9 protein-coding genes are annotated in these 11,987 nt (G+C 70.5%); 3 read left to right on the top strand and 6 right to left on the bottom strand.

The window, feature by feature from the left end; all coding sequences use genetic code 11:
* Positions 1–72 precede the first annotated feature (72 nt).
* The 6 genes from BMH31_RS08500 to BMH31_RS08475 form a co-directional block, all read right to left on the bottom strand.
* On the bottom strand, positions 73–1,779 hold the full coding sequence (locus BMH31_RS08500) for a hydantoinase B/oxoprolinase family protein (protein ID WP_099723396.1): 1,707 nt from the start codon (positions 1,777–1,779) through the stop codon (positions 73–75).
* A 1-nt stretch (position 1,780) separates the two neighbouring features.
* The gene (locus BMH31_RS08495; RefSeq protein ID WP_099723397.1) at positions 1,781–3,829 is read right to left on the bottom strand and encodes a hydantoinase/oxoprolinase family protein; all 2,049 of its coding nucleotides are present in this window, start codon (positions 3,827–3,829) and stop codon (positions 1,781–1,783) included.
* A gap of 106 nt (positions 3,830–3,935) precedes the next feature.
* Positions 3,936–4,919, bottom strand: coding sequence for an ABC transporter permease (locus tag BMH31_RS08490; RefSeq protein WP_099723398.1), 984 nt, complete (start codon positions 4,917–4,919; stop codon positions 3,936–3,938).
* Positions 4,916–6,442, bottom strand: coding sequence for a sugar ABC transporter ATP-binding protein (locus tag BMH31_RS08485; protein ID WP_158234910.1), 1,527 nt, complete (start codon positions 6,440–6,442; stop codon positions 4,916–4,918). Before BMH31_RS08485 ends, BMH31_RS08490 begins: the two co-directional genes overlap by 4 nt.
* A gap of 4 nt (positions 6,443–6,446) precedes the next feature.
* Positions 6,447–7,478 carry a sugar ABC transporter substrate-binding protein gene (locus BMH31_RS08480; RefSeq protein WP_099723400.1) on the bottom strand — a complete coding sequence of 344 codons (1,032 nt, stop codon included), beginning with the start codon at positions 7,476–7,478 and terminating at the stop codon, positions 6,447–6,449.
* 33 nt (positions 7,479–7,511) lie between these two features.
* Positions 7,512–7,832 (bottom strand): hypothetical protein, encoded by a 321-nt coding sequence (locus BMH31_RS08475; protein ID WP_099723401.1) that lies wholly within the window; start codon positions 7,830–7,832, stop codon positions 7,512–7,514.
* Positions 7,833–8,048: 216 nt separating this feature from the next.
* On the opposite strand from BMH31_RS08475, the gene BMH31_RS08470 reads away from it, so the two are divergent.
* The 3 genes from BMH31_RS08470 to BMH31_RS08460 are packed head-to-tail and all read left to right on the top strand — an operon-like array spanning position 8,049 to position 11,984.
* The gene (locus tag BMH31_RS08470) at positions 8,049–9,338 is read left to right on the top strand and encodes a hypothetical protein (RefSeq protein ID WP_099747402.1); all 1,290 of its coding nucleotides are present in this window, start codon (positions 8,049–8,051) and stop codon (positions 9,336–9,338) included.
* The gene (locus tag BMH31_RS08465; RefSeq protein ID WP_158234909.1) at positions 9,322–10,404 is read left to right on the top strand and encodes a DUF917 domain-containing protein; all 1,083 of its coding nucleotides are present in this window, start codon (positions 9,322–9,324) and stop codon (positions 10,402–10,404) included. Before BMH31_RS08470 ends, BMH31_RS08465 begins: the two co-directional genes overlap by 17 nt.
* Positions 10,401–11,984, top strand: a complete 1,584-nt coding sequence (locus BMH31_RS08460; RefSeq protein WP_099723404.1) for a PucR family transcriptional regulator — start codon at positions 10,401–10,403, stop codon at positions 11,982–11,984. Before BMH31_RS08465 ends, BMH31_RS08460 begins: the two co-directional genes overlap by 4 nt.
* Positions 11,985–11,987: the final 3 nt, after the last annotated feature.

Raw genomic sequence — 11,987 nt, 5'->3', positions numbered from 1 at the left:
CCGCTCCGCTCCTTTGCTGTTCCGCGCGGCGCGGCGGTGCGCTCCGGTATCCGGGCGCACCGCCGCGATCGTTCATCGGCCTCGGATCGCCGCCGTCGCGGCTTCGTCGATCCCGAAATCGGCCGTCACCACCACACCGTAGTCCTGTTCGGCCGATCCCCGCGAGACGAATCCGTTGCGCACGTCGTGCGCCACGGCCGCCGGGTCGCGGTCGAAGGGGTTGCCGTATCCGCCGCCGCCGCCGGTCTGGTTGACGAGCACGTCGCCCGCGGCGAGCCGGTTGTAGCTGCCGCCCTGCACCGTCTCCCGCTCGGTACCCGGGTTCAGCACGACCCGGTTCGGTTTTCCGGCCGACCCGCCGCCGATCGCCCAGGGTTCCGTCTTGGTCTTGTAGACGAGGCAGATGCCCGTGGCGGGGGCCGTGAACCGGTAGGAGCGGCTCACGCCGACACCGCCGCGATGCTCGCCCGCCCCGCCCGTATCGGCGCGGTATCCGTAGTGGTCGATGATCATCGACGACTTCGCTTCGAGCACTTCGACGGGGTTGTTGCGGCAGCCCGGCTCCGAGAGGTGCATGATGCCGTCCTCCCCGTCGTGCCGCGCGGTGCCGCCGAAGCCCACCGCCTCGTTCGTCGCTTCCTGCCACGGCTCCCCCGTGCGGGGGTTCACGCCGAGACCCATCATCGAGCAGACATCGCCGCCCGAGCAGGCGGGCACGAGTTCCGGCATGCCCTGGGCGAGCGCTTTGAGGATCACTTCTCCGGCGAGCAGGCCGGTCCAGAGCGTGAAGGTCGGCATCGGCGAGACCGCGTGCATGACCGAGCCGGGCACCGTGACCACGCGCAGCGGTGCGAAGTTGCCCGCGACCACCGGGGAGTCCGGCGTGGTGAGCGACTTGAAGATGAGGCTCGAGAGCGCTTCGGTCTGGCCGGGCGGCAAGTTGATCGGCCCCTCGACGTTCTCGGCGCTGCCGGTCCAGTCGACGACCATCTCCTCATCGCTGACGGTCACCGTGCACTGCAGCTTCACGAGTCGATCCTTGGTGATCCCGTCGTCGTCGACGTAGTCGACCGCGCTCCATGTCCCCTTCGGCAGCTTCGCGAGGGCGAGCCGCGCGAGCTTCTCGCCGTGCGCGTTGATGGTGCGCATCGCCTCGGTCAGGGTGCCGACGCCGTACTTGTCCGCGAGTTCCTGGGTGCGGCGAACACCGGTCACGCAGGCCGACACCTGCGCCTGGATGTCGCCGATGGTGTGCTTCGGCATCCGGCTGTTGAAACGGATGATGTTGAACACGTCGTCATTGCGCTCGCCCCTGCGGTACAGCTTGGAGGCCGGGAGCATGAGACCCTCCTGCGAGCGGTCCGTGGAGTCGAGCACGTAGCCCGGATCCTTCTGGTTGAGGTCGGTGACGTGCACGCGGCACGAAGCGAAGCCGATCAGCTCGTCTCCGACGTGGATCGGGGCGAACACGAGCGGATCCAGAGTGTGCGCGCTCGACCAGTACGGGAAGTTGATGATGAAGACGTCGCCCGGCTCCATAGCGTCGGCCCCGAGGAACTCGATCGAGTGCTTGATACCGGCATCGTTGCCCCGCGTGAACACCGCGATGCCCGGCGCATCCGCGACCACATCTCCGTTGACGTCGTGGATCCCGATGCCGTAATCGTGGATCTCGTAGACCACGGTGTTGTAGGCGGTGCGGCAGAGATTGCGCGCGACCTCCTCCGCAGCGGCCAGCAGGCCGTGCCTGATGATCTCGGTGGTGATTGCGTCGGCCACGTCAGATTCCCTTCTTCGCGTACTGGATCGAGATGACGAGCTCGCCGTAGGCGCCGACCTCGAGTCGGTCGCCGGCGTGCAGCACGGTCGTCGCCGTGTGCTCGGTCACGACGGCCGGGCCCTCGAGCACGTCGCCGGCCAGGAGCTGCTCACGGGCGACGAGCGCGTACTCGGCGCTCTCGTCGCCGTCGAGCACGACCGTCCGGGTACGCAGCTCCGGCCCGGTCCCCGGCCCGCGCTGCGCAACCTTCGGCAGTCCGGGCTTGTCGACGATGCCCACCGCGCCGAGGCGCAGGGTCGTGGTCTCGATGGGATCGTCCATGGTGTGCCCGTACTGGCGCAGGTGCAGCCGGTCGAATTCCGAGCGGATCGCCTCACGGGGATCCGATCCGTCCTCGGGGTAGTCGACCGTCACCGCGTGCTCCTGGCCCGAGTAGCGCACGGCGACGACCCGGTGGAAGACCATGCGTTCGTCAGGGAATCCCTCGGAGCGCAGGGTCTCGCGCGCCTCGGCCTCCATCCCGGCGTAGAGGGCGTCGGCCGCGGCCGCGTCCAGGTCTTCGAGCGCCTGCAGGCTCGTGCGCGAGTAGTCGTGCTGCACGTCGGCCATGAGCATGCCGAGGGCCGAGAAGGCGCCCTGCCCCGGGGGCACGATCACTTCCGGGATCCCCAGCTCGCGGGCGACATCGACCGCGACGAGCCCGCCGCCGCCGCCGAACGACAGCAGCGCAAAGTCCTTGGGGTCGTGCCCGAGCTCGATCGTGATGGCTCGGACCGCGCCCATGATCTTGGTGTTCGAGATCTGCACCATGCCGCGCGCCAGCTGGGTAGCGCTGAGCCCCAGGGTCTCGGCGATCGGAGCGAGCGACTCGAGCGACTTCTCGCGGTCGAGCGTCAGCTCGCCGCCGAGCGGGGTATCGGTGCCGAGGTAGCCGATCGCGAGCGCCGCGTCGGTGAAGGTCGGTTGCGTGCCGCCCCGGCCGTAGGCCGCGGGACCGGGCATGGCGCCGGCGCTCTTCGGTCCGACCTGCAGGGCACCGGCCTCGTCGAGGTATCCCAGCGATCCACCGCCCGCGCCGATCGTGTGGATGTAGAGCGAGGGAGTGTTGATCGGCAGGCCTTCGAACTCGGCACCGTGGTAGAGCACGGGATGTCCGCCCTGCACGAGCGAGGCGTCGAGGCTCGTACCGCCCATGTCGATCGTGATGAGGTTGGGCCGGTCGATGAGCTTCGCGAAGGCCGCGGCGCCGACGACGCCGCCGGCGGGTCCCGACAGGATCAGGTTCACCGGCTGCTCGCGCGCCGCGGATGCGGTCATCGCGCCGCCGCCCGAGCGCGACATCAGGAAGCGACCGCCGAAGCCGCGCCGTTCGAGCTCCCCCTCGAGCGCCTTCAGGTAGCTGCGCATGATGGGCTTGATGTAGGCGTCGAGCACGGCCGTGCTGGTGCGCTCGTACTCGCGGTACTCGCGAGACAGCTCGTGCGAGATCGTCACCTCGACGCCGGGCGCCTCCTCGGCCAGGATCTCGCGCATGCGGAGTTCATGCGCCGGGTTCGCGTAGGCGTGCAGGAACGCGACGGCCACCGCATCGTAGCCGCGGCGCAGGATCTCGCGCGCCACCTCGCGCGCATCGTCCTCGTCGAACGGAGTGGCGACCGAGCCGTCGAACATGCTGCGCTCGGTCACCTCGAAGGTGTCGTAGCGCTCGAGCAGCGCCTCCGGCTTTCGGTACGCGATGTCGTACATGACGCGCCGGTCGGTGCGGCCGAGCAGGTACACGTCGCGGAAGCCGCGCGTCGCGATCGTCGCGATCCGGGCACCCGTACGGGTCAGCAGCGAGTTCAGGCCGAGCGTGCTGCCGTGGTTGAACATCGAGACCTGCGCCGGATCGGCGTCGGCCTTGTCGAAGGCCGCGAGCACGCCGGCCGTCGGCTCGCTCGGCGTGGTCGGGACCTTCTCGAAGCGCAGTTCTCCCGTCTCCGGGACGAGCTTGACGACGTCGGTGAAGGTGCCGCCGACGTCGACGGCGATTCGGACGTTTTCGGACATGGGATGGTCCTTCCGTGTGGGGTGTCTTCGGGGTTTTCGGGCACCCCGCGCGGACCCGGGGTCGGCCGGGCCGCGCTGCGCGGGGCGCTATCGTGCTGGGACGGAGCTAGCGTTTCCCCCGTCCGGCGGCGGCGAGGCCGACCGCGGCGAGGATGATGAAGCCCGTCACCATGTCCTTGAGCTGGGGGTTGAGGTTCAGCAGGTCGAAGCCGTTCCCGATCAGGGCGATCAGGAACACACCGGCGACCGAGCGCCAGACGGCACCGATGCCGCCGTAGATGCTCGTGCCGCCGAGGATCACCGCGGCGATGGCGCTCAGTTCGAGCCCTGCACCGGCGAGCGGTTGGCCCGATGCGATCCGGGAGACGCCGATGGCCGCGGCGGTTCCGGCGGCGAGCCCGCTGATCACGAAGACGAGGATCCGGGTGCGATCGACGCGGATGCCGGAGAGCTCGGCGGCCTCGGCGTTGCCGCCGACCGCGTAGACCCGGCGTCCGAAGACCGTGCGGGAGAGCACGAACCACAGGATGGCGACCGCGACGATCATCACGAAGACCGCGACGAAGACGCCGCCGACGCGGTTGCGGCCGAGTACGGTGAATCCGGGCGTCGTGACGGTGATCAGGCTGCCTCCCGTGATGAGCACCGCGATCGTCGTGAAGATCATCGACGACGCGAGGGTCGCGAGGAACGAATGCACCCGGAGCCGGGTGATCACCGTGCCGTTGAACGCGCCGAGCACGATTCCGACCAGGGGTGCGGCGGCGAGCGCGAGCGCGACATTGCCCGTGGTGACCGCGAGCCAGGCCGAGACCACTCCGGCGACGCTGTAGATCGCGCCGGTCGAGAGGTCGAAGGCTCCCGAGATGATCACGAAGGTGCCCGCCGATGCGATGATCACGAGCGGGGCGTTCTGGTTCAGGATGTTCACGATGTTGCCGAAGGTGAAGAACGACGGCGACAGGATCGCGAGCGCGATCAGCACCGCCGCGAGCAGCAGCAGGACCGCGTACTCGATGACGAGCTCCTTGGCCGAGAACTTCTTGCGGGCTCGCGTCCGCGTGACGGTGGTGTTTGCGGCTTCGCTCACGCTGCCGTCCCCTCTCCGGTGTTCACGTGGAAGAGCTGGAACAGCACGTCCTCCACGGTGGTCTGCTCGGGGATGATCTCCCCGAAGGTCTGGCCGTCGGAGACCAGGTAGGCGCGGTGAGCGAGCTCCATGATCTCCTCGTGCTCCGAGGAGATCAGCAGCACGCCGACCCCCTCCGTGGCGAGCCTCGCGATGAGCTCGTAGATGGTCCGCTTGGCTCCGACGTCGACGCCGCGGGTCGGTTCGTCGAGGATGATGAGGCGCGGCCGCGCAGCGAGGGCCTTGCCGAGCAGCGCCTTCTGCTGGTTGCCGCCCGAGAACCACCCGACGGGCAGATCGATGTCCGGTGGACGGATCTCGAGCGACTCCGCGAGTTCCTGCGCGATCCGCCGCTCGGCCCGTCCGTCGACCACGCCGCCGCGGGACCGTGACGGGAGGCTCGCGAGCGCGATGTTCTCGCGCACCGAGCGCTGCAGTACGAGCCCGTCCTTGTGCCGGTCCTCGGACACGAGCACGAGGCCGGCCTCGATGGAGTCCCCGGGGCTCCGCCCGGCCCAGTCGCGATCGTCGAAGCGGACCTCGCCCGAGACCACCGCGTCGAGGCCGAACACTGCGCGGAGGCACTCGGTCCTGCCGCTGCCGACGAGCCCGAGCAGCCCGACGATCTCGCCGGGGCGCACCTCGAAGCTCATCCGCTCGACGCCCGTCGCCGTGCGCAGCTCGCGCACCGACAGGATCGCTTCGGACGGTCCGGGGACCGGCGGTCGCTCGGGGTAGGCCTGCTCCATCTCGCGACCCAGCATCGCGGTGACGAGGTCGTGCTTCGAGACCGTTGCCGCCTCGACCGTGTCGATCCGCCTGCCGTCGCGCATCACGGTGATGCGGTCGGCCACGCCGAGCACCGAGTCGAGGAAGTGCGAGACGTAGATCACGCAGCAGCCGCGATCCCTGAGCATGCGCATCAGGTCCTCGAGCTGCGACATCTCGTGCGCGGTCAGCGAGGAGGTCGGTTCGTCCATCACGATGATGCGGGCGTCGCGGGCGAGGGCTCGCAGGATCTCGACCTTCTGCTGGTCGGCGATGCGCAGGTCGCGCACCTTCTCCGCCGGGTCGAGCCCGAAGCCGACCTGCGCGTCGAGCGCCGCGAAGCGCTCGGCGAGGTTGCGCCGTTCGATGCCGAAACGGTGGGCTTCGGCGCCGAGGAAGACGTTCTGACCGACGGTGAGATCGGGCACGAGCGCCAGTTCCTGGGCGATCATCGCGATCCCTCGGCGCTGCGCGATCCCCGGGTTCCACCGGTCGACCGGGGCTCCGTCGACGACGACGTCGCCCCGGTCGGCGGCGTAGACCCCCGAGATCACCTTTCCGAGGGTCGATTTGCCTGCGCCGTTCTCGCCGACGAACGCGTGGATCTCTCCCCCGCGCACCTCGAGCGAGACACCGTCGAGCGCCTGGGTCGCCCCGAACCGCTTGTCGACGCCGCGGAGCTCGACGAGCACCGGGCCGGTCGCAGAATTCTGCACGGTCTCAGCCGTTCCACTCGCCGGTGAAGTCCGGCATCGCATCGAGATCCTGCTTCGTCGCCATCGGCGGGAGCTTGACGAGCGAGTCGGCGTCGACGACGGCCGTGACCTTCTCGCCGCGGAGCTTGTTCACGAGCTGCTCCAGTGCGGCCTCGCCCATGCTCACGGGGTAGTTCAGATAGTCGTTGGTCCACTTTCCGTCGCGTACGGCCTTCACCGCCTCGGTGGTTCCGCCGCCGCCGGTGAGGAAGATCGTCGCCGGGTCGATGCCGGCGTTCTCGAGCGCGATCTGGGCACCCATCGTCTGCTGGTCGGCATTGCTCAGGATCCCGTTGATGTCGGTGTTCGCCTGCAGCAGGTTGGACACGGCGGTGAGCGACTTGTCGCGATCGTAAGCGCCCTCGACGGTACCGACGATCGTGATGTTCTTGTGCTGCCCGAGCACCTGCTTCCAGGCTTTGATCCGCGCGACATCGAGCGGGGAGTTCAAGAGTCCGGCGAGCAGACCGATCTTGCAGGGATTGATGTCCTTGCAGTACTCGACGACCGTCTCGGCCTGGCGCGCTGCACCCGCCGAGGGCGGGGAGGCCACCGTTGAGACGACGCCCTCGGTCTGCGGCTCCATCTTGTCGATATCCGGGCCGATGGGGTTCAGCACCGAGACGACGGGGATGTCGTTGCCGAGCGGGAATGCCGCCGCGAGCCCGGGTCCGTCCTGCGGCACGACGATGATGCCGTTCGCCTGCCCGTTGGTGCCAGCGTTCTGCAGCTGCGACAGCTGGGTGTTGGCGTCGAACTGGCCGTCCTGGATCTTGGTGGTGATCGTGATCCCGAGCTTCTCGCCGAGCGCCTTCGCCTGCTTCTGCACCCCCTCGTAGACGGCCTGGTTGTACCCGTTCTGCGAGGAGGAGGCGAGGACCACGATCGAGTACTTGTCTCCACCGCCGCCCGATCCGGGATCGGAGCTGCAGGCGGCGAGGGAGACGCCGAGCGCGAGGACGCCGGCGCCGGCGATGATCCGTGAGAGGTGCGTCATTGCATTCTTCTTTCGTGGGTGCGGGGTGCGGGATCAGATCTCGGTCTTCGAGACCCGCTGGTCGACGGCGTAGAGGCGGCCGACGCCGATACGGGCGTCGGGGAGCAGTCCCGACAGCTCCGGCGCCGTGCGGCCCCGGTTCGGGTGATCGAGCCATTCCTGGTAGGCGGCCTCGTCGGGCCACAGCGCGGTCACGATGATCTCGCCCGATCCGTCGACGGCCGAGGCGATCTCGGATCCGAGTGCCCGGGTGAGGTCGAGCGACTCCTGCAGGATCGCCTCGCGGCGGTAGAGCTCCAGCACGGAACCCGTCTGCTCGGGGGTGGTGTGCAGGGTCAGGACTGAGCGGATCATCAGGTCTCGTACTCCGTTGTGTCGATCGTGGTGTGCCGTTGCGCCGGGGTCGCGGTCATCGGGATCCGCGGCGCTGCCATGAAACTAGCCGCACCCGCTCGGCGTATTGTGTGCAGATTGCACCTTGCGCGCAGGCCTCCGAGTGCAAAAGAATGAAACCGACCCGCGATCTCGCCGAATTCCGGTGCTCTGCGGGTCGGCAACGGAGCAGCGCGCATGCGGATCGGGATCGGCGTCCACCACCGACGACTCGACGCGGTGTGCCTGCGCCCCGACGGAACACTGTCGACGCACTCGACGCCCGGCAGCGGCGACGAGATCGATTCGGCGCTCGATCGTCTCCTCTCGGGCATCGGCGCCCCGCGCGATCCGGTACGGTCCATCGCCTTCGACCTGAGCGAGGTGCTCCGCCGCTCGGACCGGCTTCCGCTCACCGTGGTCCGCATCGCGCCGCGCCCGCCCATCGATCCCGGCGATGAACCGAGGGTCGGCGAGGCGCCGATCCTGCATGCGCGCGGCGGGCACACGACCCTCGGCGAGGAGCTCGCACCCTTCGACTCGACGGGGTTCCGGGAGGCCTCGGCCCGCATCCCCGCCGGCTCCCGAGTCGTGATCACGAGTGCGGGAGCCCTCGTGAATCCAGCCCACGAGCTCGCAGCGGGTGAGATCCTGCTCGAGCGTCCCGGGGCGCTGAGCGTCTCCTTCTCGCACGCCTTCGACAGCAACTCGTTCGCGACCCGCGAGCGGACCGCGCTGCTGAACAGCGCCCTGCTGCCCGACGCGGAGGCGCTCTCCACGGCGCTCGCGCTCGTCGCCGGCCGCCACCATCCCGATGCGCGGCTCTCGGTGACGCGGAACGACGGGGGCCGGGTCCCGCTGAGCCGCCTGGCCGACGCACCCGTCCACTCCGCCTTCTCCGGCAGCCCGATCGAGTTCATCGGCGCCGCGGCGCTCTGCGGCCTCGACGACGGCGACCTCGTGCTCGCAACCGGCGACGGCCTCCGTCTCGGCACCCTGCGCTTCGGCGCGGCCGTCGTCGTTCCCCAGCTGCGGTGGGGTGGTGCCCGGCTCGCCACGCAGACGGCGCACCTCGTGCCCGCGAGCGAGATCCTGCTCAGCGGGCGCAACCCCGCCCCGCGCGTCGTCCGCGCCCGCGGAGCAGCGCTTCCCGACTGGCTCGATCTCTCGGAGCTGGTCGAGACCGACCTCGACCTGCGCGCGCTGGGCGCGGCCTGCGCCCCGCTGACCGACTGGGCCGTCGACATCGTCGGCGCGGGCAGCGCCGCCGAGATGGCGCACGAGCTGCAGGCCGCCGAAGCGCGGGTCCGTACCCGCCTCGCCGCCTTCGGCGCGCTGCCGTCGACGGTTCGGATCCTCGAATCGCGCTTCACCGCGACGACCTACGAACACGCCAGGGTCGTCTCCGTGCGCGTGCACGGCGTCGCTGGCGAGCCGGCCGGGGCCCTGCTCTCCGAGGGGAGACCGTCCCGTGCGGCTGAACGCTGAGGACGTGCGGCACCTGCGCACCGGCGCCCTCTTCCTCGCCTGCGCCGCGGATCCGGAGTGGTGCGACGAACAGCAGGATCGGATCCTCACACGGCTGGCCACCGGCCGGGCCGGGCCCGAGCTGCTCGGCGTCGAAGAGCTCCCGGACGACACGCTCGTGGCCGCGGTCGGCTTCGTCAACAACGGGTTGCCGCTGTCCGAGATCCGACCGGCCGGAGACGAGTTCGTCACCAGCGTCCGGCTCCTCGAACGCGAGCTGGGGCAGCGCATCGGAGGCCTGTTCCCGCTGGCCGCCGCCAACGTGAACTCGATGGTTCCGCTGCTCACGGGCATGCAGCTCGACCGTCCCGTGGTCGACGCCGACCCCATGGGGCGCGTGTTCCCGCTGCTCTACCAGTCGGTGTTCACCCTGGCCGGGCTCCCTGCCGGACCGCTCGCGGCGACCGGCCCCGTGGGCGAGTCGGCAGTGCTCCGCGTGCGGGAGCCGCGCCGTGCCGAGCGCCTCGTCCGCGCGCTCGCCGAGGAGTTCGGCGGCTGGTCGGCGACGGCGCTCTACCCGATGACCGCTGCCGAGCTCTCCAGGACGGGAGTGCTCGGCAGCGTCTCCCGCATGGTCCGCATCGGCCGGATCCTCGAGTCGTCACGCAGCACCCGCGAGAAGCACGAGCTGCTCCGCCGCACCGAGGGCGTGCGGCGCATCATCCGGGCGAGAGTCGCCGATGTCGCAGGGCTCTCCCGGCCGGCGCCCGCGGGCGAACCGGATCACCCGTCCAGCGTCGTCTTCGTCGAGGAGTCGCAAGGTCGATTCGTGCAGCTCGAGATCCAGAACGAGCTGCTGATGCTCATGGTCGACGGCACCGCGGAGGCCGTGATCCCCGACATCATCACGATGCTGCATCCCGAGGACGGGCGCGTGGCGAGCCTCGACGACCTGTGGGTCGGCAACACCCTCGACCTCGTCGTGCTGCCGGCCGCACCCCAGTGGTACTCCCCGGCAGGGCGGCGCCTCGCGGCCCCCGAAACCCTGCACGCCCTCCTGCCCGACCGAGGAAGGACCCGTTCATGACCCGCGCTTCCACCGGGGCCGTCGAGCTCCGCGATCTGATCGGCGCCCCGGGACTCGACGGCCTCGAGGTGCTGCACCTCGCCGCCGAGCGCGGTCCGGTGCGTGACCTGGCCCTCGTGACCGACTTCGAGGAGATCGGGACGGTCGGCCCCGACACCGTCGTGCTGCTCTCCGCCGCGGGAGCGCGCGGCGGCTGGATGATCTCCGCGGCCCTGCGGTACGCATGGGAACGACGCGCCTGCGCGCTCATCGTGCCCGAGCAGCCGTTCACCGCGTCGGTCGTGGATCTCGCGCGGCGCCTCGAGGTATCGCTGCTCACCACGCGCGGGGACATGACCCGGCTCGCGATCGACGCGGCGATCCGACTCGGCACCGCACGGGCGGAGTCCGCGGCGCGGGTGCGCTCGGCCGCCGAACGGTTGGCCGGCTCCGCCGATCCCGCGCACGCGGTCGCACTGCTGTCGAGCGAGCTCGACGATGCCGCCGTCTGGATCGAGTCCGCGGGCACACGCACGTTCGGTTCGAGCCCGGAGGCGCGCGCGCCCACTGCGGCGAAGCCCGGTGTCCGCGTCGCGGTGCCGCTGCTTCCGCGCGGCAGCGGGGCGCCCCGCGGCTCGGGCGGCTCCGGCGGCCCTTCCGCGGGCACGTCCGAGCTGCTCATCGCGGAGGTCGCATCCGCGGCGAGGGCGTTCGCCGAGCAACTGCTCGCCGACGCCGCCCCCGTCGTGCGCGCGCTGCTGCTCGAGCAGCAGCTCGACGCGACCCGCGCGTCGTTGCCCGTCATCGCGGTCACGGCGCTCATCGGATCCGCACCGGTCGCGGCGTTCGACCCCCCGGATCCGTCGCTGGTCGACGCGGCGGGGGTCCCGCTGCTCGAGGGCGAGTACCTCGCGGTCTGCCTCGTGTCGGAGGAGCCCGAGCGGATGGGGGCGCTGGTCCACCAGCTGTGGTTCCTCGCCTTCCCGGAGCTGCCGCTCGCGCGCTTCGACGGCGGCTGGTTCGGCTTCATGCCCGCCGCCGATCGCGAGCGCCTGGCCGACGCGCTGCAGCGGATCGAACGAGGATTCGTCCGTGCAGCGGGTCTGCCCGTCGCGGGCGGGTCCTCACGAGTGCACCGATCCCGCGCCGACGCGCGGATCGCGGTGCACGAGGCCTGGCTCGCGGCGCGGGTCGCGGATCGCGGGAGCGATGCCCGGACCGATGCCGGTGCGGCCCGGCCCTTCATCGCTTTCGACCGGATCCCCGCCCGCCTGCTCGCGCGCTTCGTGCCGAGCGATCTGGCGGCTCGGCTCGTCGAGCTCCTGTTCCCGCGGCTCGTCGCCGACCCGAACCGGGATCAGCTAATCGACGCGGTGCTCGCGGTGCTCGCCTGCCGTGGATCGGTGCAGGCGGCCGCGGCCCGGCTCGGCCTGCACCGGAACACGGTGCAGGCACGGCTGCAGCGCACCGGCGAACTCGGGATCGACCTCTCGGATCCCGAGCTGGTGCTCCCGGTGCACCTGCTGCTCACCGCGGCACGGCGCGCGACGGGAGCATCGGAGACACCGCAGGCCCCGGAGCCCTCCGACGCCCCGGCGTAGCCC

It is taken from the genome of Leucobacter sp. OLIS6 (assembly GCF_002752355.1).
In the GTDB taxonomy this organism is placed as follows: Bacteria; Actinomycetota; Actinomycetes; order Actinomycetales; family Microbacteriaceae; genus Leucobacter.
The sequence above is the reverse complement of the archived record's forward strand: the minus strand, read 5'-3'. Positions and strand labels throughout refer to the sequence as shown.